A 23577-nucleotide genomic window follows, 5' to 3' on the forward strand; every position below is an offset into this window, starting at 1 on the left:
GTGCTTCTACTCATGAAAAAACTGTATAAGAAAATTGGATTGATCGTATGCCTTGCGTTGGTGAGCCAGGCATGCAGCACGGACTTCATGAATATCAAGCCCCTGGGTGAAGTATCACAGGAAGACGTGTGGTCGGACGCCGGTCTGGCCGAAGCATTCGTAACCGAAATCTACAACGGCTTTCAGAACGGCGGGTTCGACGAGCAGATGAACGCTTCTCTTACCGATGAAGCGCTCTTTACGCACCCCGGCCGCGGGATCAACACCATCACGGAGTCCCGGTCAAACCCCGCCGATATCGGTTGGGTAAACGGTTCCTGGAGCTGGCAGAACATGTACCTGCGCATCCGCGCCTGTAACCTCGCTATCCAGAACCTGGCCAGTCCGAAGTTCGACAACGCCGCTATGGTAGAGCGTCTCCTCGGCGAAGCCAAGTTCCTGCGGGCCTTCTACTACCACCAGCTGATGCGTTTCTACGGTGGAGTACCCCTGATGGACAAGGTCTCTACGCTGGGTGAAGCGGACTATACCGTTCCCCGGAACACGTACGAAGAAGGCGTCAACTTCATCGTCAAGGATCTCGACGATGCGGCAAAAGCCCTCGACGGCAAATCACTTGCTCAGGGCCGCGCTACGAAAGGCGCCGCGCTCGCGCTGAAGTCACGCGTGCTGCTTTACGCCGCGAGTGACCTGCACGATGTACCGACTGCGAAGCAGACTTCATCGGTTATCGCCGGCTACTCCAACCCCGAATTCCTCGGGTATGTGAGTGGCGACCGCAAAGCACGCTGGCAAAAGGCCAAGGAAGCGGCGAAGGCTGTTCTGGATCTTTCCGGATATGGCTACAGCCTCAACCTGACGGCTCCCGTTACGGCGGCAGCCGGTACCCAGAACTACATCAATGTAGCAACTGCGAAGAACGGCGGCGAAGCCGAACTCATCCTCGGCCGTTATTTCTCGGCTGTGAAAGATGAAAACGGTCAGCACATCGGTCTCTACAACGGCCCGAACGGATACCACAACTGGGCAGGTAACTCGCCGATCCAGAACCTGGTAGACGACTATGAAATGATGGACGGTACGAAGTTCAGCTGGTCGAACCCGGCTCATGCTGCAGCTCCGTATACCAACCGTGACCCCCGTTTCAAAGGCACGATTCTGCATGACGGCGCTGATTGGAAGCCCCGGCCCTCTGACGCGGCCGGAAAGGATCCCTACAACCAGATCCAGACCGGTCAGTACCAGATCAACGACGCGACCGGCAAAGTCGTCAACGCGTTTGGTCTCGACACCCGTCAGAGCTCCATCGAAGACTGGAACGGTACCCGCTCCGGTTACTACATGCGTAAGTTCATTGATCCGAACCCGGCAATTATCGATCAGAACGGTCAGCAGCAGATTCCCTGGCCGCTGTTCCGATACACCGAGGCTGTCCTGAACTACGCCGAAGCCTGTATCGAACTGGGTGAAGAAGCAGAAGCTACGCTCTGGCTGAACAAGGTCCGTTTCCGGGCAGGTATGCCGGCCATTACCGACAAGGGAACGGCCCTCCGTGACCGCTACCGCAACGAACGCCGTGTCGAAATGGCGTACGAAGAGCAGCGTTTCCACGATGCCCGCCGCTGGATGATCGCGCCGACGACCATCGGCAAGCAAGCCAGAATTATACAGATCAACGGTACGCTGAAAGCCGGCAAAAACGTGACACTGTATAAATACGACCCGACCAGCTACGATTACGCGTACAAGGTCACCGACATTGATCCGGGTATCGAAAACCGGAACTGGTCCGACAAGATGTACTTCATCCCCATTCACCGGGATGAAATGAACCGGAACAAGAAGCTCGTTCAGAACCCCGGTTATTAATGGATTACCCTTCAGTACGTGGTGTCCGTTCCGGTATTGCCGGGACGGGCATCCCGTACTGAATCTTTTTTAGTGCTGCTTATCCTGCTTAACCTCCCTTCATTGTTCTCACCCCTCCCTTAACTTTTGAAATGGTACGCGCACTTTCCCTGTTGCTGGCCGGCAGTCTGTTGCTGTCTGCCTGCCAGAAAAAAGAAAAAGAACAGGTTCAGACCGGAAAGGAAGAAGAGCCTCTCTTCTCGCTTTTAACCCCCGAACAGACACAGATTACCTTTACGAATACGCTTACCGAAGGCCTGAATACGAATATTCTGATGTATGAATATTTTTACAACGGCGGTGGCGTAGCGGCCGGAGACCTCAACGGCGATGGCCTCGACGATTTGTATTTTACCGCGAACATGACTCCGAACCGGTTGTACCTCAACCGGGGAAACATGCGCTTCGAAGACATTACGGACGCTTCCGGCGCCGCCGGACGTCCCGGTCCCTGGAAAACCGGGGTGACAATGGCGGACGTCAACGGCGACCGCCTCCTCGATATCTACGTCTGCTATTCCGGCAGCGTAGCTGCCGAAAACCGGACCAATCAGCTTTTCATCAATCAGGGTGCGGATGCGAAGGGTATCCCGCATTTCAGGGAAGAATCGGAAGCCTACGGGCTGAACCACCCGGCGACCAGCACGCACGCCGTTTTTTTCGATTCTGATCGCGACGGCGACCTGGATCTTTTCCTGCTTAACCATAACCCCAAGTCATTGCCGGTTCTCGACGAAGCATCGACGGCAGCAATCCTGAAACAGGAAGATGCGTCCGCAGGATGCCGCTTTTTCCGGAATGATAAGGGGAAATTCAAAGACATTACCCGTCAGTCCGGTATCCAGAGTGTTGCGCTTTCGTATGGACTGGGCGTAAACGTGGCCGACGTCAACGGAGACGGATGGCCGGATATCTACGTGGGCAACGACTACACCGTTCCCGATTTCCTGTACCTCAACAACCGGAACGGTACCTTCACCAATCAGATTCAGCAGCAGCTCCGGCATACCTCCCATTTTTCGATGGGAAATGATATCGCGGATATCAACAACGACGGCTATCCGGATATCTATACCCTCGACATGCTCCCCGAGGATAACCGTCGCCAGAAACTCCTCATGGCGCCGGACAACTATGAAAAGTTCGACCTCAACCTGCGCTCCGGCTTCTACTACCAGTACATGCGCAATATGCTGCATGTCAACAACGGAAACGGAACCTTTAGCGAAGTAGGCCAGCTGGCCGGCATCTCAAATACCGACTGGAGCTGGGCGCCGCTGTTTGCCGATCTGGATAACGACGGTTGGAAGGATCTCTTCGTCACCAATGGCTATCCCAGGGACTATACCAACCAGGATTTCCTGAAATACATGGGCGATTTCATGAAAAACCGCCAGGGAAATATTCACCGGGAAGATGTACTCAGCCTGGTCCAGCAAATCCCTGCTTCGAATCTTCCCAATTATGTGTTCCGGAATAACGGAGACCTCACGTTTACGCCGAAGTCCTGGGGCCTGCGCCAGCCTGTCAACAGCAGCGGTGCTGTTTTTTCCGATCTCGATAATGACGGAGACCTCGATCTCATCGTCAATAATACCAACCAACCCGCAGCGGTTTACCGGAACGATGCCAAAGCACACTACCTGGCCGTTCGCCTCGAAGGAGAGCAGCACAACAGCCAGGGGATAGGCGCGAAGATACGCCTCCGGGCAAAAGGCCAGACGCAATACCTGGAGCAGTCGCCCTCAAGGGGATACCAGTCCAGCGTCACGCCGGTATTGCACTTCGGACTGGGGACGCAGGCGTTGGTAGATACCCTGGAGATCACCTGGCCCGACGGCAAAACCGAAGTACGCTACCAGGTCAAGGCTGATCAGACGCTGGTATTGAAGGAATCGGCGGCGAAAGCGGCCAAATCTGTCTTTGCTCCGGCAGCAATGGCCTGGTATGAAGCCGTCGCCTCACCGGTAAACTACGTGCCGGCAACGAGTACGCTGAACGATTTCAAGCGCCAGCCGCTGATGGTCAATCCGCAGTCGTTTGCCGGACCGGCACTCGCCAAGGCAGATGTGAATGGCGATGGGAGGGAAGATGTGTACGTCGGCGGTGGTAACGGCAAGGGCGGCGCGCTCTACCTGCAACAGGCCGGCGGTACGTTCTCGAAAAAGACCGATTTTGCCCCCGGCGCAGACGAGACGGCTGTTCTCTTTTTCGACGCCAATAAAGACGGCTTCCCGGATTTATATGTGGCCGCTGGCGGATACGGAGACCTGCTTCCGGACGACGCCCGGTTGCAGGATAAGCTTTACTTCAACGATGGCAAAGGAAACTTTCAGCCGGCGGCTCTTCCGCCCGTAAAAGGAGCGAAGGGATGCGTGAAAGCGGCGGACATAAACGGTGACGGCGCTCCGGATCTTTTTGTCGGCGGAAAGACAGTACCCGGCCGGTACCCGGAGAGCTCGCCGAGCTACCTGCTGATCAATGACGGAAAAGGGCATTTCACCGATCTTACCGACAAACTGGCTCCCGGTCTCCGGCAGATTGGGATGGTTTCGGATGCGGCCTGGCTGGACTTGAACCGGGATAAAACGCCTGAACTATTGCTGGTGGGCGAGTGGATGCCGCTGACTGTACTGGGAAACCAGGGCGGAAAATGGGTAGATAAAACTGCTGATTACTTTCCTAAATCCTACAAAGGATGGTGGAACCGCCTGTTGGTGGATGATCTGAATGGCGATGGCCGCCCGGATCTGATCGTCGGCAATCAGGGAACAAATACCCAATGCCGCGTATCGGAAAACGAACCGGCAGAATTGTATGTCAAGGATTTTGATGACAACGGGGCAATCGATCCCATACTCTGTTTTTATATCCAGGGAAAAAGCTACCCGTACGTCACCCGGGATGAGTTACTCGACCAGCTGAGCATCATGCGGACGCGTTTCCCGGACTACAAAAGCTACGCCGAGGCGACACTCACGGATATTTTTACGGAAGAAGAGCGGAAAGACACCCGCAAACTGGAAGCGAACTGCCTGCATACCATGTACTTCCGGCAGGGCGCCGACGGCAAATTCTCCGAGCAGAAGCTGCCCCTGGAAGCGCAGATGGCGCCGGTCATGGCGATGACTGTTTTTGACGTCGACCGGGATGGCCGCAAAGATCTTCTTCTCGCCGGAAACATCAACCGGGCGCGCCTGCGCTTCGGCAACTACGATGCGAATTACGGGGTTGTACTGCGCGGCGACGGGAAAGGCGGATTCAGCTACGTTCCCCAGCATCACTCCGGCTTCCGCATCATCGGAGACGTCCGCAACATCCTTACTCTCAACGAAACCCTGCTGCTGGGCATCAATGAAAAGCCGCTGGTAGCGTATCGTCCGGCAAAAAAATGAAACGTTATTTCCTCCTTTTTCTCTGGCTCCTGGCCGGATGTGCGGGCAAGGAGCCCGAAGTACCGCAGGCTGCGATTACGCGCGTCGTCGAAGAGATGACCGAAATCATGATTCACGACGTCAGCAACCCGCCGCTGGCAGCGCGGTTTTTCTCCTACGCGTGCCTGTCGGGCTACGAGATCATTGCCCGCCATGACTCCGTTGGCGGCAGCATGGCCGGAAAACTCAACGGATTTCCGGTAATTCAGCATCCGACAGAAATCAAAGCCTATTCCGCTCCGCTGGCAGCGCTGCTGGCCATGATGGAAACGTCCCAGAAAATGCAGCCGTCGGGCAAGCGCATGGCCGGCTATGAAGCGAAATTCCTGGATTCCTGCCGGACAGCCGGGTTTTCGGAAGACGTACTCGCCGGCTCCCGCGCCTATGCGCAGGCGATCAGCAAACAGATACTGGCCTATGCGAAGAAAGATCGTTATAACCGCATTAGCAACTATCCCCGCTACCAGCCGGTAAAGGGCGACGGCATGTGGTATCCGACGCCGCCGGGTTATTTCGCACCTGTAGAGCCGTATTTCAAAACCGTGCGGCCGTTTACCCTCGATACCTGCTCGCAGTTCAGGCCTGCGCCGCCGGCCGCCTATTCGACCGACAAAAACTCTGCCTTCTACAAGCTGATGAAGCAGAACTACGACGAAAAGCTCGACGGAGATCACAAAGAGATCGCTGCTTTCTGGGATTGTAATCCATTCGCTTTGGAAGACAACGGCCACCTCATGGTTGGCATGAAAAAGATATCTCCGGGTGCACACTGGCTGGGAATTGCCGGTATCGCCTGTGAGAAAGCGAAGGTTCCGTTCGGACGGGCCATGAAGATCAATACCGTACTGGCGCTGGCGCTGACAGACGGGTTCATTTGCTGCTGGGACGAAAAGTACCGCAGCAATCGTATTCGCCCGGAAACGGCTATCCGTCAGTGTATTGACCCCGGCTGGAAGCCTTTTCTACAGACGCCGCCTTTTCCGGAATACCTCAGCGGGCACTCGACGATTTCGTCTGCCGCCGCCGAAGTACTGACCTACTACCTGGGTGATAATTTTGCTTATACGGATACCGTGGAAGAGCCTTTCGGCTTGAAAGCGAGGTCCTTCCGTTCCTTCCGGCACGCCGCCGAGGAGGCGGGTATTTCCCGGCTCTATGGCGGTATCCACTTCATGGATGCCATCGATAACGGACGCGAACAGGGGACGAAAGTAGGCGTCTGGGTATTGAAGACAGTCGAAGGAAAGACGGCGCTCGTCGCGAAGCAGTAATCAACCCCCTTCGCGGGAATGCCCGGGCCGGGTATATTTACAGGATTTTTCCCTTCCGTTGGTGCGGAAGCCGGAGAAATCGCGCTTCATCGCCACGAATGTATCTCATCCCATTTAACCATTACTCATGCTGTACTCAGGACTCCCGCTCCGAAGCGGAAAATGGCGTGCGGGCTTGTTGGTCGCACTCGCCGGAGTAGGTGTTGTTGTCGGTTGTAAAACCGGAAAAACGCCCGCTCCCTCTGCGCAGTCGACGCCCGTTGTTGCCGTCGCCGCCGAACCGGCGCCCAAACCCGTCGAAAAAAAGAAGCCCCGCATCCTGGTTTTTTCCAAGACGGCGGGTTTCTACCACACGTCGATTCCCTCCGGTATTGCGGCCCTGCAGAAGCTGGGCGAGGAAAACGGTATTCTCGTTGATACCACGAAAAATGCCGCGCTTTTCAACGAAGAAAACCTGAAGAAGTACAACGCGGTTGTCTTCCTCAGTACCACCATGAATGTGCTCGATCCCGATCAGCAGGTGGCCTTTGAGCGGTACATTCAGGCCGGCGGCGGCTTCGTGGGTATTCACGCCGCGACGGACACGGAATACAATTGGCCCTGGTACAACAAACTCGTAGGCGCTTACTTCGCCAGTCACCCGCACCAGCAGAAGGCGGGAATTGATGTACTGGATAAAAAGCACCCGTCGACCAGCTTCCTGCCCGACCGGTGGGAGCGCTTTGACGAGCTCTACAATTTCAAGAATATCAACCCCGATGTGCACGTTCTGATGAACCTGGACGAAGACAGCTACGTCGGCGGGATCAACGGCAGCAACCACCCCTTTGCCTGGTACCATGAGTACGACGGCGGACGGGCGTTTTACACTGCCGGCGGCCATACCAATGAAAGCTTCAGTGAACCGCTCTTCGTGAAGCACCTGCTCGGCGGTATTACCTGGGCTATCGGCGACAAGGAGCTGGATTATTCAAAAGCCTATTCTGTCCGGACGCCGGAGGAAAACCGCTTTGTGAAAACGGTCCTTTCGAACGACCTCAACGAGCCCATGGAGCTTTCCGTCGCGCCTGACGGCCGGGTATTTTTTGTGGAACGGGGCGGGAAGTTTTACCAATTCGATCCGAAAACCCAGAAGACGCGCCTGGTGTATGATTTTCCGGTGAAAGCTGTGGAAAAGTACCTCAACGGGATGCTGGGGATGACGATCGACCCGAATTTCAAGGACAATCACTACCTCTATTTCTTCTATACCATTCAGGAAGGAGACCAGACCCGGCAGCGCATCGCACGTTTTGTGATGGGTGATGACGGTACCCTGGATGTCGCCTCCGAAAAGCCGATTATTGAGTTTCCGATTGACCTGGAAGTCAGTGCGCATACCGGCGGTTCGATGGCGTGGGATGCACACGGCAACCTGTTTATTTCTACAGGAGACAATACCGTTCCGTTCGAATCGAGCGGTTTTGCGCCGATCGACGAGCGCAAGGGCCGGATTACTTTCGATGCGCAGCGCTCGGCCGGTAACCCGAACGACCTTCGTGGAAAAATCCTTCGAATCCATGTCGAAAAAGACGGCTCTTATACCATTCCTGACGGCAACCTGTTCCCGAAAGGTACTGCCGGCACACGGCCGGAAATCTACGTCATGGGCTGCCGGAACCCGTACCGGATTTCGGTAGATCCGGCGACGGGATATGTCTACTGGGGAGAAATCGGCCCGGACTCCGGCGTAGATGGCCCGCAGGGTCCGCGCGGGTATGACGAGTTCAACCAGGCGAAGAAGGCGGGCAATTTTGGCTGGCCGTATTTCGTCGGCGACAGCAAGCCGTACAAGGCCTATAACTTCGAAACCAAGGCAGTAGGCGAGTATTTCGACGCCAATGCGCCGGTTAATAAGTCGGTCAATAATACCGGTATCCAGAACCTCCCGCCGGCACAAAAGGCGATGATCTGGTATCCGTATAACAAGTCGGCGGAATTTCCCGAACTCGGCGCCGCCGGCCGCTGCGCCATGGGCGGGCCGGTGTACCACTTCGATCCGAATCTGAAGTCAACCGTAAAACTCCCGGCTTATTACGATAAGGCCGTGTTCTTCTATGACTGGATGCGGAACTGGGTATTTGCCGTTCGCCTTGATGAAAAAGGCGACTACAAACGCATGGAACCGTTTATGCCGACGCTTGGCGATTTCCGCCGCCCGGTAGACATGGAAATCGGCCCGGACGGAGCCGTCTACATGCTCGAGTATGGCTCGGTTTACGGTATTGACAACGACGATGCCCGCCTGGTCCGGATTGATTACAACCCCGGCAACCGTGCGCCCGTCGCTCGTATCTGGGCGAAAGATACCATCGGCCTTGCTCCGCTGAAGGTAGCGTTCAACAGTTCGAAGAGCTATGATTTTGACGAGGAAGACAAGCTGTCATACGAATGGCGTTTCGAAGGGAATCAGGTAGCATCTACGGAAGCCAACCCGACGTATACCTTCCAGAAAAACGGTATCTACAAAGCTATTCTGAAAGTCAGCGATCCGACCGGCGCCTATGGTCTTGATACCCTGGAAATCAAAGTGGGGAATACCCTGCCGCAGGTAGCGATTTCGACAGAAGAAAACAGCTCGTTCTTCTTCCCCGGAAACAACCCGCTGAAGTACCAGGTAACGGTGAAGGACAACGAAGACAAAGTCATCGACAAAAAGCGCGTAAAAGTTTCCCTCAATTACATTCCGAAAGTCGCTGACAACGGTCCGCAGATCGGGCACCAGCAGATTTCGGCGTCGTTTAACCTGGGCAAGTCGCTGATGGAGGGCTCTGACTGCAAGGCTTGCCACCAGATCAACAAGAAGTCGGTCGGTCCGGCGTTCATGGACGTATCGAAGAAGTATACGAACGACAAGGGTGCGCTGACCCGCCTGGCCAACAAGGTAATTACCGGCGGCGGCGGCGTATGGGGTGATCACGCGATGAATGCGCACCCGCAGTTGTCGAAAGAAGACGCAACCGAAATCGTGAAATATGTACTCTCGCTGTCGAACCAGAAAGTAGAAGTACGCCTTCCGCAACAAGGCAGTACGGTTCTAAAAGATCACGCCGGCAAGACGCCGATCGAAGGACGCTACCTGCTGACAGCTTCCTATACCGACAAAGGCGGCGCGATTACTCCCCTCACAACGAGCCAGACGCTCATCCTCCGCCCCAACCGGGTGCAGGCAGGTGAAGCGGACGCCGTCTCCAACATAGTTAGCCAGGACAAGCGCCTGGGTGCGGTGCATCACAAGTCGTACTTCGTGCTGAAAAACATCGACCTGAAAGGTATTCAGAAGCTGACGTACCGGTATGCTTCCCAGAACCGGGACGCGACCATCGAGGTGCATACCGATTCGCCGAAGGGCGCGGTCATCAGCACGCTGAACTACACCGCTACCGGCGGCTGGAACAAATTCGCCGAACTGAGTGCCCCGATCCAGGACCCCGGCGGCAAGCACGATCTCTACTTCGTATTCGTGAAGAAAGAGAAGCCTAATGAGCATTTGATTTATTTGGATGCGGTGACGTTTGAAAAGTAAGAGAAGTTGGAATGTTTAGAGTTTAGGGTTTAGAGTTTTGACACGGTGGTATTCGTTGTTAATTGACATAAAATTTTGATTTTGAGTGAATTAATTTTGAAACCAGGCAGGGGCCATACCGCCGAACCCGAGTCGCCCTCTAAACTCTAAACTCTAAACTCTAAACTCTAAACTCTAAACTTTTCCATAAGTCTTTCAAAACCAGGCGTCTGTCCCGCATTTTATGCAAAACAGACGCCTGATTGAGTTTTACAGGGATATTTGCCTCTATTTCCTTTAAACACTAACTGACAGCTGATTGATGAGACGTTTCCTCGTACTCGGTCTGGTAGCCCTGGCGACGTGTCGCGCGGGGGCACAGACGGCCTCTGAACAGCCCGCCGACTGGGTCAATACCCTGATGGGCACCGAATCCAAATTCAGCCTTTCGACCGGAAATACCTATCCCGCCATTGCCCTGCCCTGGGGAATGAACTTCTGGATGCCGCAAACCGGCAAGATGGGCGACGGCTGGGCCTACACCTATACCTCCGACAAGCTCCGGGGCTTTAAGCAGACGCACCAGCCGAGCCCGTGGATCAATGACTACGGCCAGTTTGCCGTCATGCCCGTGACCGGAAAGCTGCGTTTTCATGAAGATGAACGCGCGAGCTGGTTCTCGCATAAGTCAGAAGTAGCCCGTCCGTATTACTACAAGGTATACCTCGCCGATCACGACGTGACGACGGAAATCGCGCCGACGGAACGCGCCGCGGCCCTGCGGTTTACGTTCCCCAAAAGCGATGAATCCCGCGTGGTGATCGATGCGCTCGACAAGGGTTCGTACATTAAGATTATTCCGGGAGAACGGAAGATTATCGGCTATACCACCAAAAACAGCGGCGGCGTCCCGGCCAATTTCAAAAACTACTTCGTGCTGGTGTTCGACCATGCATTTGCCGAAACAACCGTCTGGAAAGAAAAGGAAGTTGTGGCAAACAAGCTGGAACTCCAGGACAACCACGTCGGTGCAGTCGTGACGTTCAAAACAGCGAAAGGTGAGAAAGTATATGCCCGCGTTGCTTCTTCGTTCATCAGCCCCGAGCAGGCGGAGCGAAACCTGAAAGAAATCGGCAACGACAGTTTTGATACCGTTAAAGAAAAGGCCCGCGCCATCTGGAACAGGGAGCTCAGCCGGATCAGGGTAGAAGGCGGTTCAACCGATCAGACGCGTACTTTCTACTCCTGCCTGTACCGGACGATGCTCTTCCCCCGGAAGTTCTTCGAATTCGACGCCAATGGCAAAGTGGTCCACTACAGCCCGTACAACGGCCAGGTACTACCCGGATACATGTTTACGGACAATGGCTTCTGGGATACCTTCCGGGCAGTATTTCCATTCTTCAACCTCATGTATCCGTCGCTCAACAGCCAGATCATGGAAGGGCTTGCCAATGCCTACAAGGAGAGCGGCTTCCTGCCTGAGTGGGCGAGTCCGGGTCACCGGGACTGCATGATCGGTTCCAATTCTGCTTCCCTGATTTCAGACGCCTATATCAAGGGCGTTCGTGGATATGATATTGAAAAACTGTATGAAGCCGTCCTCAAAAACACGGAAAACGAAGGCCCGCTGAGTTCCGTAGGCCGGAAAGGCGTGAAGTATTACAACCAGCTCGGGTATGTTCCGTACGACGTAAAAATTCCGGAAAACGCCGCCCGCACGCTCGAATATGCCTACGATGATTTTGCGATCTATCAGTTGGCGAAAGCCCTGAAGCGTCCTCAATCCGAGATTGATCTCTTCGCCAAACGGAGCCAGAACTACCGGAACCTCTTCGATCCCGAAACAAAACTCATGCGGGGCAAGAACCAGAATGGTATGTTCCAGTCGCCGTTTAACCCCTTCAAATGGGGCGATGCGTTTACCGAAGGAAACAGCTGGCACTATACCTGGTCGGTATTCCACGACGTACAGGGCCTGGCCAACCTCATGGGTGGTAAGAAGGAGTTTGTGAAGATGCTCGATTCGGTATTTGTCGTACCTCCGGTTTTCGACGATTCCTACTACGGTGGCGTCATCCATGAAATCCGCGAAATGCAGATCATGAACATGGGGAACTATGCCCACGGCAACCAGCCCATCCAGCACATGATCTACCTCTACAACTATGCCGGCGAACCCTGGAAAGCTCAGTACTGGCTCCGCGAGGTCATGAACCGTCTTTATAGCCCAACCCCGGACGGGTACTGCGGCGACGAAGACAATGGTCAGACCTCAGCCTGGTATGTTTTCTCGGCCCTTGGTTTCTATCCTGTTTGCCCGGGTACGGATCAGTATGTACTGGGTAGTCCGCTGTTTGGCAAGACGACGCTCACGCTGGAAAACGGCAAGACCGTTTCCATTACGGCGGCCAATAACAGCGATGATAACCGCTATATCCAGTCTCTTCAGCTCAACGGCACGGCCTATGGCAAGAACTGGATCAGCCACGGCGATCTGATGAAAGGCGGCTCGCTCAAGTTTACGATGGGAGCGAAGCCTAACAAAACCCGCGGTACGAAAGACGAAGACGCTCCGTTTTCGTTTTCGAAGAAGTAAACGCGTGAAAGAAAAGAAGGGGCCGGCGAATACATTCGCCGGCCCCTTGTGTTTGGCAGAATAAGGATCAGTCTTCCGCTTTCTCCTTCCCGTCTGCCATGCGGACGATACGGGGGGAGAACCGGGCAAGTACCTCTACCAGTGCCGTCTGTTCGGCCATGACCTGCTCGAGGTTTTTGTAAGCCATAGGCGCTTCGTCGAGCCCGGCGCCGATCAGCTGCACGCGGGCCTCTTCGAGGGCTTTGCGGACTTCAGCCGGTTGAATGGTCTGGATCGCCTTCGTCCGGGACATTTGCCGGCCTGCGCCGTGAGACGCCGACCGGAGCGAAGCCGCCAGCCCTTTTCCCCGAACCACATACCCCGGCTGGGTCATTGAACCCGGGATGATGCCAATGTCTCCTTCCGCAGCAGGCGTGGCGCCTTTGCGGTGGACAATCACTTCCCGTCCGTCCGTCAGTGTTTCTTTCCAGGCGAAGTTGTGGTGGTTTTCGATCCGGATCAGCGGTTGCTGACCGAGCGCTTTCGCAATCTTGTTATGGATTTCGTGGTGATTGGCAGAGGCATAGTCGCCCGCCAGGTTCATCGCGATCCAGTATTCAATTCCTTCCTGAGAATCAAGTTCCAGCCACGCCAGGTGTTGGGCTTCTTTCGGAAGCCGGGTCTTCTCCATCGCCACTTTTGAGTAGTGATTGGCGATGCCTCCTCCGAACCCGCGGGAACCGGAGTGGGAGAGAAGGGCCAGATACCGGCCCTCGGGCAGGCTTTCGTCCGGCGTCAGTACTTCCAGTTCACCCCATTCAACGAAGTGGTTACCGGTTCCGGACGTTCCCAACTGCCGGTAGGCTTTGTCCATCAGCTGCCGGATCGGTTTGGTGGCCGTCCATTCGGGCCGGTCAAATAACGTGGTTTCGAACTTTTTCCCCGACTCGCTGCCCATTCCGAAAAAGGTATGCTCGCCCAGCAACGACTTCAGCCAATGCGTCTGGGTGTCAATCGCAGACGCCGGGAGGTCGAAAACGCTCAGGCACATACGGCAGGCAATATCCACCCCGACGGCATACGGAATCACTGTATTGGCATCTGTGGCAAGGACCCCGCCGATCGGCAGGCCATAGCCCTGATGGGCGTCAGGCATGAGCGCACCGGCCGCGGCGATGGGCAGGCGCATCGCGGTATTCATCTGGTTGAGTGCTCCCTGCTCGATTTGATTTGCGCCGAAAACAGCATACGGCAGCGCTTCCTCCCGGAGGAGAAATTCACGGCTTACCTGACCCGGCAGCGACGGCAGCTCGTATACGGGTTGCTTCGCGCGGTCTTCGGCGAGAAGGGATAGTCCCCATTCGCTCAGGATGACGGGCTGACCTTCGTCAGCCGCTTTTTTAACAGCCACACCCAGATTTGTCACCTTATTCTTCGAAAAGGCGAATTTCTTAGGCCGTTCGATCACCTCGGCAAACAGCACGAGGAGCTTCTCTTTCGGGTAGATACCGTTGGACAACAATCCGTTCGCTACCCGTAAAAACGCTTTCTGGAGATCTTCCGAAAGCAAACCCAGGGCGATTAGTTCTTCCCTGGTAATCTGTGTTTCCATTGATTTGGATATTGGTTGGTTGACGTTCAGGATGCGGTGTCAGAAGGTTAAAGGGGCCCGACTCTACACTTCAGACCTGAAGTCCTAAACAAAAAAAGCCCGGAACACGCAGTTCCGGGCCAATATGGGTACTTAACGATTAAGTCATCCCGTTGGTGCTATGGTTTTCGTCCGGAACCATCATGATACTCGCGTCCAAAGTCGTTCGACAGACTTTGACGCTCGTTCCAATCCTGATCGTATGCTGGGACGAATAATTTCATAGCGGGCGCAAAGATGCAACTTTTTTGAAATCTGATAATCACGGATATTTATTTTTTGTTGGATGCGTCCGACGGCTTTTCTTCCCCTGTGGCCAGGCGGAAGGAGCTGGAATTGGAGGCAAGTCCGTCGCTGTCACGAAGTATGCGTCCCTGGCCTACCGGGATCAGGGTTTCGCCCGGATCGTTTTTATCCTTCATGATCAGAGCGGTGTACAGGTTTTTGATGCCGGTATCTGTCCATTCGCCCGAGAATACGCGTATCTGCGTGCTGGTGACAACGCCGTCCGTCGCTTTAATCTCCGCAAACAGTGTGAAGAAATTACCATGTCCGGATAGAAATGCGCCGATACCGGTGCCGGTGGTACTGCCTTTCAGGTCGGCGCGGATGCTGAGATCCTTGTCATTCTGTTCAGAGAATTTGATCTTCAGATCGTTGAATTTGTAGCCTTTGGAGTAGCTGTCTCCGTCATAGGGACTGAACAGTTCGTGAGGCGAAGAGACATAAATACCTTCTACTTTGGGAGGAGCAGTACCTTCGTAAACCGGCATTCCGCGGTCTTTCAGGTTTTGGATGATCGATTCGGGGACAATGTTGCGGATCTGAGCCGAAAATCCGGCAGCGGGATCTTCCCTGGAGGACTTACAACCGGTAAAAAGCGAAAGAACCACCAGGGAGACAAGAGCGATGTTTTTCATAAAAGTAAAGGTTGAAGATTGGTTCTGACAGCTTAGTCGTATTGGTCGGGGAAACGGAAACAGGTTAATGAAATGTTAACGACCCGGCGCCTAATCCGGAACCTGTTATTTTTGTTTCATGCCGAGCCGTACCCTTCGCATATTCACCGTGTTGTCGGTCCTGCTGTTGCTGGGCCTGGCGTCCGTTCAGTTCTACTGGTTTCGCCAGGCATACCGGATGGAAGACCGTGACTTCGATCAGCGGGTTACTGCTTCGCTGCGGGTTGTCTGCCGGCGGCTTATCGATTTCAACAACCGGCCCAATAACCCGCCGATCCGTCCGGTGGAGCGGGTTACCTCCAACTACTATACCGTCCAGATCAACGACCGCATCGACCCGTCGGCGCTCGAAGTATTTCTGCGCCAGGAGTTTGCCCGGCAGGACCTCAAAGCCAATTTTGAATATGCCATTTATGACTGTGAGCAAAGCGAAATCCGCTACGGCGGGTTTGTCTGCCATACAGCCAATTGCGACAGTACCCTTGCCCTGAAGTATACCTTTCCTCAGGTACGGAGGCAGAACTACTACTTCGGGGTTTTTTTTCCGGAGAAACGGCAGTACCTGCTCAACCAGCTGAACCTGTGGGCGGTATCAACCGGCGCTGTCCTGCTCGTGATTGTGTTTTTCAGCTATGCGCTTTGGGTTATCTTCCGGCAAAAAAAGCTATCCGAATTGCAGTCTGATTTTGTGAATAACCTGACGCACGAATTCAAAACGCCGCTGTCGACCATCCTGATTTCAACCGATGTCCTGGCCCGGCCGGACCAGCCGCGGGAACGGCTGGCGAGCTATGCGACGATCATCCGGAAAGAAGCGCTCCGACTGAAGCAGCAGGTAGATACTGTTTTGCAAACCGCGCAGCAATCCAACGGGACTACTTCCCTGCATCCCGAAACAGTCTCGATCCGGGACGCACTGAACGAACTGCTGGAGCGTTCGGCGGAGCGGATCCGGGAAACCGGTGCGGCCGTATCGCTGGATCTTTCGGAAGAAGAGGTTTCCCTCTATGTAGACCGGCTGCATTTTTCCAATATTCTTTTTAATCTCCTCGATAACGCCCTGAAATATTCCTCCGGCCAGCCGGATATCCGGATCTCGGCCATGCCTGAAAAAGATAAACTGCTGATCCGGTTCGAAGACCGGGGAGCGGGTATTCCGCCCGAGTACCTGGGGAGGGTATTTGACCGGTTTTTCCGGGTTCCGACAGGCCCCGTTCACAATGTCAAAGGTTTCGGACTCGGATTGTACTATGTCCGGACGATGACCGAGGCGATGAACGGAACCGTTCGCGTCGAAAACCGGGAGGGCGGAGGCAGCCGGTTTCAGTTGCAATTTCCCTTCAACCCGAAAAAAGTATGAGCCAACCCCGCATTCTGCTGGTGGAGGACGACGAAACTCTTGGATTTGTCGTCAAGGATAACCTTGAGCAGGAAGGTTACGAGGTAGACTGGAAACAGGACGGCAGGACAGCCCTCGAAGCGCTGCAGACCGAAATATATGAGTTGTGCCTTTTTGATGTCATGCTCCCGGAAATGGACGGTTTTTCCCTTGCGGAGGAAGTCCGCCGGGAAGGAAATCCGGTGCCTATTATTTTCCTGACGGCGCGTTCGCTGAAAGAAGACCGGATACGCGGATTTCGCGCCGGTGGCGACGATTACCTCGTCAAGCCTTTCAGCATGGAAGAGCTGGTACTGCGGATGGAGGCGATTCTCCGGCGGACATCCGGCAAGGAAAAGCGCAACTTCTCCATCGGCCGGTATCGTTTCGACAGCGCAAACCAGCGCCTGTCGAGCGGGGATTTTTCCATCGACCTGACCGCCCGGGAAGCGGCCTTGCTGAAGTTGTTGGCCGAGCGGGTCAATGAAGTCGTTTCACGCGATGAAATCCTCGTACGCCTGTGGGGCAAGAAAGACTACTTCCTCGGCCGCAGCCTCGATGTCTTTGTCAGCCGGCTGCGGAAATACCTGCGTGAAGACGAAAACCTCCGCCTGGTGAGTGTTCACGGCGTTGGTTTCCGTCTCGAAAACAGTCCTCAGAACTTATAACCAAGGTCGAGGAAAAAGCAGTTGTGTTTGATGGTCAGGTCTCCTGCCCGGGACACGTTCGTTAGTCCCCGCTGGTAGCTGATGCCGAAAAACAGGGCGTCACTGCCAGCAAGCGCATATTCTCCGCCCGCTGCGAGCAGTAAATCCAGGTCTCCGAAACTGAATGCCCGGGTCCGGCCTTTGGATGCATTGTAGAGATACAGCGCATTCAGGGGGCGGTTGATAGGCTTTTCTGCCAGTTTAATATCGGCGAGGGCGCCGAACTGGACATAAATCCGGAAGCGATCCGCGACTTCATTCGTAAACATCTTGAACGTCAGCGGAATCTGCAGGTATTGCAGGTTGTAGGTAGATGTGGTGGCGGCTGTGGGCGGCGTCACATCTGCGACAAAGGACGCTGCGCTCCGGAGGCTTACCCGCTTGACGGTGTACCAGAGCCCGGTACTGAAAGCATATTTCTCGGCGAAGAAAATATCGGCAACCGGTCCGAGACTGATCCGCCCTCCCGCGCCGTTACTTTCAAAGGAACGGTACTGGTTGATTCCCTCGACGCTGTGGCCTGAAATAAAGGGAGAAAACTTGAAGCCCATCTGAATCCGTGAACCGTGATACCGGATCATTCCCCGACGGTCGTCCAGGCCCGTCTCGCCGCTCTGCGCCCGCGTCAGGAACGAAACCAGCAGTAAAACGCCGGAGAGGACAATTTTTTGCCTAATTTTGCACGATTTTTTGAAGGTCTTTTTCATGAGAAAAATTTTGATTTTCAGCTTTTTGGCTGGAATCGCCGGTGTACTGACGGGCTGTCATGAAGAGACAGATTCGGTCCGCCATACCCCCAAATCTCTTCCCGGTGCCGACACGATTTCCATTCACCTGGTTATCCAGCGGTTGGATTCGTCCCTTTTTGCCTGCCGCACCCGTACGGACGTCGAAGCCTGGGTCACCGCGAATCCTGCCTTTGTCCGTTCCTATTTTCCGGAAGCCGGAAAGCGGGAACAACTGGTTTCGGAGCTTTTCAGAAGAGTCAACGAACCAAGTCTCCGCGAATTTTACGGACAAACCAAGGAAAGTTTCGGCAACTTCGATACGCTGCGGCGCGAATTAACGACGGCATTCCGCCACCTGAAAGCCTATGACCCTGCTTTCCGGGTGCCGGAGATCCGGCTGGCCTTTACCGGATTCCTCGGTTCTGACCTGGTTTTAACAGATAGTACCATCACCATCGGGACTGATTACTTTCTGGGGAACAAGGCCAAATTCCGGCCGGACGTCTACGGATACCAGCTTTGGCGGTATAATCCGAAGGCGCTGGTTCCGCAGATTCTGTTCATTCTGTCGGAAAAATACGTGGAAACCAATCGCCAGGATAAATCGTTGCTCAACGAGATGATCGGATACGGCAAAGCCTATGAATTTGCCCAGACCCTGTTGCCTGAAACACCCGACAGCCTGCTGATCGGATATACGGGAAAACAGCTCGCTGAAACAGAAATAGCCCAGGATTTAGTTTGGGCACACCTCATCGACAACAAACTGCTGTACGAAACCAACCCGATGAAGAAGGTGAAGTATACCGGCGACCGGCCTACGACCTTCGAAATCGGTCCCCGCTGTCCAGGCAGTATAGGCCGTTGGGTAGGCTGGCAGATTGTGCGTTTTTATAAGGAGCAGAATCCGGACGTCACGGTCAGGGAACTGATGCAGAACAAAGACGCCCGGCAGATTCTGGAACTTTCGAAATACCGGGGCCAAACGCCCGAATCCTAATTTTCCGATTTCTATGTTTTTACTTTTTGCTTTTGCCTTTGTCGTTCTGCTGGCGCTCGGTGCGGTGACGTTTTTTCTGGTAGCCGCTTCTCAGGGAGAATCCTTCCGCGGAAAGCGCCTGCAAACGCTTTCCGGTAAGCGCCCGTCGCTGTCGGAAGGAGCCTTTATCGAAGCGCTGACAGAAAAAGGATATGACGATTCCCTCGTCCGCAAACTCTATACCGAGCTGCAATGGTACCTCTCCGAGCAGCCGCAGTTTGGTCTCAACCCTTCTGACAATGCCGAAAAGGACTACTGGGTGCCGGAAGAAAACGTGAAAGACCTCATCGAGCGGCTTTTCGCGCAGGTGCAGGGCCGGCGGCCGCTGCTGGCCGACTGGGCGGCGTGGGATCAGCGGACCAACAAGGCGCCGGTGGCAGTACTTGAAAACATGCTCCGCTTCGCAACCGGACGGTAGGAGAGCACCTCCTTAATATATATAGCAGTTTTGAGTTTCTTTCGGATCCCGGAACATTAAACCCAAAACGCAAAACGCAAAACTCATTTTACACGCATGGCAAAGCGCTCCTTTGGCGAAGAGCCTTCTCCCGAAGACAAAAAGAAGGTAAACCGGGAAGGGTTGAATAAAGCTCTCCGGATTTTCCGTTTCGTAAAACCATACCGCGGCCTGTTTCTGATCGGGCTGGTTTTTCTTGCGTTGTCACAGGTGACGATGATGTCGTTTCCCCTGCTCATCCGCGAGATAGTAGCGGTACTGGAAAAGAAATCACAATTCACGCTGAATCATGTACTGATGGCATTGTTCGCGGTATTGATCGGGCAGGCACTGTTTTCGTTTGGCCGGATTTACTACTTCACGCGTGTGAGTGAACGGACAATGGCAGACGTACGTCGGTCACTTTATAGTAAAATCGTTACACTGCCGATACGTTTTTTCGAACAGCGCCGCGTAGGGGAGTTGATGAGCCGGATGACGTCCGACGTTACCCAGCTTCAGGATGTCCTGACCATTACGCTGGCCGAGCTATTGCGCGGCGTCGCAACGCTGGTGATCGGTACCGTTGTTATCGTGACGATTTCCTGGAAGCTGACGCTTTTCATGCTCGCGACGTTTCCGGTACTCGTCGTGGCTGCGATGATTTTCGGCCGTTATATCCGTAAAATGTCCAAAGCTGCGCAGGACGAACTGGCCGGCGCGAATATTGTAGTCGAAGAAACCCTGCAGTCTATCCAGATTGTCAAAGCGTTTACCAACGAAAACCTGGAAATCAACCGGTATACGTCGGCGCTCGACCGGGTCGTGAAAACGGCCCTGAAGGCATCCATGTTTCGGGGAACGTTTGTATCCTTCATCATCTTTGCCCTTTTCGGCGGGATTATCGGAGTGGTATGGTACGGCGCATCCCTCGTGCAGAGCGGGGAAATGATCATGGCAGACCTCTTTGGCTTCGTCCTGTATACGGCATTCATCGGCGGATCGGTCGGCGGGCTGGGGGATATGTATGCCCAGGTTCAGAAAACGGTCGGCGCGTCTGAGCGTATTCTGGAAATCCTCGACGAGACATCGGAGGTACAGCCCGGCGTCGGCGAGGCGATTGCCACGCCGGTAGAAGGGGAGATTTCCTTCCGGAATATCCGGTTCAGCTATCCTTCCCGCCCGGACGTACAGGTATTGAAGGACATCAGCCTCCAGGTGCGGAAAGGGGAGAAGATAGCCCTGGTCGGGTATTCAGGCGCCGGCAAATCGACGATCGTACAATTGCTCATGCGCTACCACACACCACAGGGGGGGCATATTTTTGTCGACGGCAAAGACATCGCCGGTTTTAATATTACCGATTACCGGAAGCATATTGCTGTAGTACCTCAGGAGGTCATGCTCTTCGGTGGCACTATCCGGGAAAATATCGCTTACGGCCGGCCGGGCGCGACCACTGCCGAAATCGAAGAAGCAGCCCGGAAGGCAAATGCCTATCAATTCATCCTGTCTTTCCCGGAAGGGTTTGAAACGGTAGTGGGTGAGCGGGGCGTGAAGCTCTCCGGCGGGCAGCGGCAGCGGATTGCCATTGCCCGTGCGATTCTGAAAGACCCGGCGATTCTGATTCTGGATGAGGCAACGTCGTCGCTGGATGCCGAATCGGAAAAGCTCGTACAGGAAGCACTGGACGGTTTAATGGAAAACCGGACGACGATCATCATTGCACACCGGCTCGCCACCATCCGCAACGTCGATCAGATTTACGTGCTGCAGCAGGGAGAAATTGTCGAGCAGGGAACGCACGAAGAATTATCTTTGCTCGAAGCGGGTTTATATAGCGGATTGGTTAAGCTTCAGTTCGAGAATGCGCTGAATCTGGAGTAAATACAGGGGAATAGACCCCCGAAAACAGGAAAGCCTATGAATGCACGCGTGCCCCAGATGCTCAAGCAATACAACCTCCGGCATACCGAAGCCCGGGAGGATGTACTGGATTTGTTCTATAACCGGGACTTCGCCCTTTCGCACGGTGACCTGGAAAGCCAGCTCGATGCACGGTTCGACCGGGTGACGATCTACCGGACCCTGAAGACATTTCTCGATAAGGGTATTCTGCACAAGGTACTGGATGATGAGGGAACGGTGAAGTATGCCATGTGCAAGGAAGTATGCCAAGCCGAGGATCATGTGCACCACCATGACCATGTACACTTCAAATGCCTGGTGTGCGGTCATACTACCTGCCTGGACGAGGTTCGTATCCCTGCCCTGGCATTGCCGGAAGGGTACAAACGCCAGGAAATTAATCTTCTTGTGCAGGGCGTGTGTCCTGACTGCCACAATTGATACTTTTTTTGTTGCAATAAGGTCCCCCGGATTTCCGATCCGGGGGATTTGTTTTTTAGGGAGATAAAATTGGACGGCAGGGAGAAAAATGCTGTCGGTTTTGCCTTATTTCGCTGATAAACAATAGGTTATCGTGTGAATTTAGAACTTGAATAAACAAGAAAATCGCATACAAACCAGTCGTTGAAATCGCAAACGAAGGGGGTCTCTAAAACTTCTTTAGAATGATTTTAAATAGATATTTTTACCCTACTTTTAATGTCATGGAAAAATGCAGAGTTTGAAGAACAACGATCCGATTGTAGTTTTGTGGGCCCGGAATGGGTCTATACGGCTAACCCGTACTGAAAATAAAAGTTGAAAAGTTTATGATCAAACGAGCACTCAGCTACTTCCTATGGGCCGCGACGGCAATCGTACTGACGATTTGGAGTAGCACGTCCAGCTTTGCCCAGGACTCCGCTAAAGGCGAGAAGCTCTTCACCCAAAACTGTGCATCATGCCATAATGTAGGGGAACAGAAGTTGATCGGACCCGGTCTGAAAGGCGTAGACACGCGTCACGACGAGGCCTGGTTGATCAAATGGATCAAGAACCCCGCCGGGATGGTGGCCAGTGGTGATGAGGCAGCTGTCAAGCTGTACGACCAGTTCAAGCCGACGATGATGACGGCGTTCGGCAGTATGTCTGACGATGACATCAAGAGCATCCTGGCATACATTAAGGAAAAGAATGCTGCTCCTGAGCCGACAACAGGTCCGACAGGTGGTGGTGGTGGCCAGGCCGTTGCAGCAGCGGCCGGCGATCAGTCTTCCGGCTTCTTCAGTGTCGTACTGGTAGCCCTGCTCGTGGTGATGATCCTGATGCTGGCAGCGCTGCTCGGTATCCTGGGTGTTCTGAACCGCTTGTCTTCGGTAGATCCGAACTCTCCTGAAGCTGAAAAGATTCCCTTCTTCGCTCGTTTGAAGGAAAACGCCGGAAAGCTTGGCAATAGCCCTGCCTTCCGTACCGGAGCACTTCTTCTCTTCGTATTGCTGGCAGGTAAGGCAACCCTCGATGGCATGTACGGCATCGGTATTCACCAGGGATACGCGCCGAAGCAGCCGATTGCCTTCTCTCACAAGCTTCACGCCGGCGAATACAAAATCGATTGCAACTACTGCCACACCGGCGTCAACAAAGGCAAGCAGGCTAACATTCCGTCTGCCAACATTTGTATGAACTGCCACAACTCGGTGAAGGCTTCTTCTCCCGAAATCCAGAAGATCTACCGCGCGATCGAAAAAGATCAGCCGATCGAATGGATCCGGGTGCATAACCTGCCTGACCTGGCCTACTTCAACCACTCACAGCACGTGAACGTCGGAGGTCTCCAGTGCCAGCAGTGCCACGGGGAAGTGCAGACGATGGAAGTGATCGAGCAGCGGTCTACGCTGACGATGGGCTGGTGTATCGACTGCCACCGGAAAACCAACGTCAACTCAAAAGACAACAAGTACTACGACAAGCTTGTTGAGTTGCACGCTTCCAAAGGCGTAAAGGAAATGAAAGTGGCGGATATCGGCGGACTTGAATGTTCGAAGTGCCACTATTAA

General features: G+C 54.2%; 15 protein-coding genes. 12 read left to right on the forward strand and 3 right to left on the reverse strand.

Going from position 1 to position 23577, the window contains the following annotated elements:
- Positions 1-12 precede the first annotated feature (12 nt).
- The 5 genes from BLR09_RS20505 to BLR09_RS20525 all read left to right on the forward strand — a co-directional run bounded on the left by BLR09_RS20505 (position 13) and on the right by BLR09_RS20525 (position 12756).
- Positions 13-1869, forward strand: coding sequence for a RagB/SusD family nutrient uptake outer membrane protein (locus tag BLR09_RS20505; protein WP_093207411.1), 1857 nt, complete (start codon positions 13-15; stop codon positions 1867-1869).
- Between the two features lie 131 nt (positions 1870-2000).
- Entirely contained in the window at positions 2001-5303 is a 3303-nt protein-coding gene (locus BLR09_RS20510; RefSeq protein ID WP_093207413.1) for a VCBS repeat-containing protein, read from the forward strand.
- Complete coding sequence (locus BLR09_RS20515; RefSeq protein WP_093207416.1) at positions 5300-6613, forward strand: vanadium-dependent haloperoxidase; 1314 nt, start codon at positions 5300-5302, stop codon at positions 6611-6613. The genes BLR09_RS20510 and BLR09_RS20515 overlap by 4 nt, the downstream gene beginning before the upstream one ends.
- A gap of 127 nt (positions 6614-6740) precedes the next feature.
- Positions 6741-10178, forward strand: a complete 3438-nt coding sequence (locus tag BLR09_RS20520; protein ID WP_093207419.1) for a ThuA domain-containing protein — start codon at positions 6741-6743, stop codon at positions 10176-10178.
- Positions 10179-10479: 301 nt separating this feature from the next.
- On the forward strand, positions 10480-12756 hold the full coding sequence (locus BLR09_RS20525) for a GH92 family glycosyl hydrolase (RefSeq protein WP_093207421.1): 2277 nt from the start codon (positions 10480-10482) through the stop codon (positions 12754-12756).
- A gap of 67 nt (positions 12757-12823) precedes the next feature.
- Here the strand turns inward: BLR09_RS20525 and BLR09_RS20530 are convergent, their stop codons facing one another.
- Both BLR09_RS20530 and BLR09_RS20535 read right to left on the reverse strand, forming a co-directional pair.
- A complete protein-coding gene (locus BLR09_RS20530) occupies positions 12824-14347 on the reverse strand; it encodes an RtcB family protein (RefSeq protein WP_093207424.1) in 1524 nt (507 codons plus the stop codon).
- Between the two features lie 311 nt (positions 14348-14658).
- Positions 14659-15306 carry a hypothetical protein gene (locus BLR09_RS20535; protein WP_093207426.1) on the reverse strand — a complete coding sequence of 216 codons (648 nt, stop codon included), beginning with the start codon at positions 15304-15306 and terminating at the stop codon, positions 14659-14661.
- Positions 15307-15424: 118 nt separating this feature from the next.
- Between BLR09_RS20535 and BLR09_RS20540 the strand changes: the two genes are divergently transcribed.
- Both BLR09_RS20540 and BLR09_RS20545 read left to right on the forward strand, forming a co-directional pair.
- Complete coding sequence (locus BLR09_RS20540; RefSeq protein WP_093207428.1) at positions 15425-16705, forward strand: sensor histidine kinase; 1281 nt, start codon at positions 15425-15427, stop codon at positions 16703-16705.
- Positions 16702-17391 (forward strand): response regulator transcription factor, encoded by a 690-nt coding sequence (locus BLR09_RS20545; protein WP_093207430.1) that lies wholly within the window; start codon positions 16702-16704, stop codon positions 17389-17391. Before BLR09_RS20540 ends, BLR09_RS20545 begins: the two co-directional genes overlap by 4 nt.
- Here the strand turns inward: BLR09_RS20545 and BLR09_RS20550 are convergent.
- Complete coding sequence (locus tag BLR09_RS20550; protein WP_093207433.1) at positions 17379-18137, reverse strand: porin family protein; 759 nt, start codon at positions 18135-18137, stop codon at positions 17379-17381. The genes BLR09_RS20545 and BLR09_RS20550 overlap by 13 nt on opposite strands.
- Between BLR09_RS20550 and BLR09_RS20555 the strand changes: the two genes are divergently transcribed.
- From BLR09_RS20555 to BLR09_RS20575, 5 genes are all read left to right on the forward strand, one after another.
- On the forward strand, positions 18136-19158 hold the full coding sequence (locus BLR09_RS20555; protein WP_093207436.1) for a gliding motility protein GldB-related protein: 1023 nt from the start codon (positions 18136-18138) through the stop codon (positions 19156-19158). The two genes, BLR09_RS20550 and BLR09_RS20555, sit on opposite strands and share 2 nt — an antisense overlap.
- Positions 19159-19171: 13 nt before the next feature.
- Positions 19172-19615, forward strand: a complete 444-nt coding sequence (locus BLR09_RS20560; protein ID WP_093207439.1) for a hypothetical protein — start codon at positions 19172-19174, stop codon at positions 19613-19615.
- A gap of 96 nt (positions 19616-19711) precedes the next feature.
- Complete coding sequence (locus tag BLR09_RS20565) at positions 19712-21520, forward strand: ABC transporter ATP-binding protein (protein ID WP_093207441.1); 1809 nt, start codon at positions 19712-19714, stop codon at positions 21518-21520.
- A 36-nt stretch (positions 21521-21556) separates the two neighbouring features.
- Positions 21557-21982 (forward strand): Fur family transcriptional regulator, encoded by a 426-nt coding sequence (locus tag BLR09_RS20570; protein ID WP_093207444.1) that lies wholly within the window; start codon positions 21557-21559, stop codon positions 21980-21982.
- A 368-nt stretch (positions 21983-22350) separates the two neighbouring features.
- Complete coding sequence (locus BLR09_RS20575) at positions 22351-23577, forward strand: cytochrome c3 family protein (RefSeq protein WP_093207446.1); 1227 nt, start codon at positions 22351-22353, stop codon at positions 23575-23577.

This window comes from Siphonobacter aquaeclarae (genome assembly GCF_900103285.1).
Taxonomy (GTDB): domain Bacteria; phylum Bacteroidota; class Bacteroidia; order Cytophagales; family Spirosomataceae; genus Siphonobacter; species Siphonobacter aquaeclarae.

Excerpts from the sequence above, each read along its gene's own strand:
- BLR09_RS20555 (WP_093207436.1), top strand. The coding sequence starts at position 18,136 with ATGAGAAAAATTTTGATTTTCAGCTTTTTGGCTGGAATCGCCGGTGTA.
- BLR09_RS20505 (WP_093207411.1), top strand. The coding sequence starts at position 13 with ATGAAAAAACTGTATAAGAAAATTGGATTGATCGTATGCCTTGCGTTG.
- BLR09_RS20535 (WP_093207426.1), bottom strand. The coding sequence starts at position 15,306 with ATGAAAAACATCGCTCTTGTCTCCCTGGTGGTTCTTTCGCTTTTTACC.
- BLR09_RS20540 (WP_093207428.1), top strand. The coding sequence starts at position 15,425 with ATGCCGAGCCGTACCCTTCGCATATTCACCGTGTTGTCGGTCCTGCTG.
- BLR09_RS20570 (WP_093207444.1), top strand. The coding sequence starts at position 21,557 with ATGAATGCACGCGTGCCCCAGATGCTCAAGCAATACAACCTCCGGCAT.
- BLR09_RS20565 (WP_093207441.1), top strand. The coding sequence starts at position 19,712 with ATGGCAAAGCGCTCCTTTGGCGAAGAGCCTTCTCCCGAAGACAAAAAG.
- BLR09_RS20550 (WP_093207433.1), bottom strand. The coding sequence starts at position 18,137 with ATGAAAAAGACCTTCAAAAAATCGTGCAAAATTAGGCAAAAAATTGTC.
- BLR09_RS20515 (WP_093207416.1), top strand. The coding sequence starts at position 5,300 with ATGAAACGTTATTTCCTCCTTTTTCTCTGGCTCCTGGCCGGATGTGCG.
- BLR09_RS20560 (WP_093207439.1), top strand. The coding sequence starts at position 19,172 with ATGTTTTTACTTTTTGCTTTTGCCTTTGTCGTTCTGCTGGCGCTCGGT.
- BLR09_RS20530 (WP_093207424.1), bottom strand. The coding sequence starts at position 14,347 with ATGGAAACACAGATTACCAGGGAAGAACTAATCGCCCTGGGTTTGCTT.
- BLR09_RS20525 (WP_093207421.1), top strand. The coding sequence starts at position 10,480 with ATGAGACGTTTCCTCGTACTCGGTCTGGTAGCCCTGGCGACGTGTCGC.
- BLR09_RS20545 (WP_093207430.1), top strand. The coding sequence starts at position 16,702 with ATGAGCCAACCCCGCATTCTGCTGGTGGAGGACGACGAAACTCTTGGA.
- BLR09_RS20520 (WP_093207419.1), top strand. The coding sequence starts at position 6,741 with ATGCTGTACTCAGGACTCCCGCTCCGAAGCGGAAAATGGCGTGCGGGC.
- BLR09_RS20510 (WP_093207413.1), top strand. The coding sequence starts at position 2,001 with ATGGTACGCGCACTTTCCCTGTTGCTGGCCGGCAGTCTGTTGCTGTCT.
- BLR09_RS20575 (WP_093207446.1), top strand. The coding sequence starts at position 22,351 with ATGATCAAACGAGCACTCAGCTACTTCCTATGGGCCGCGACGGCAATC.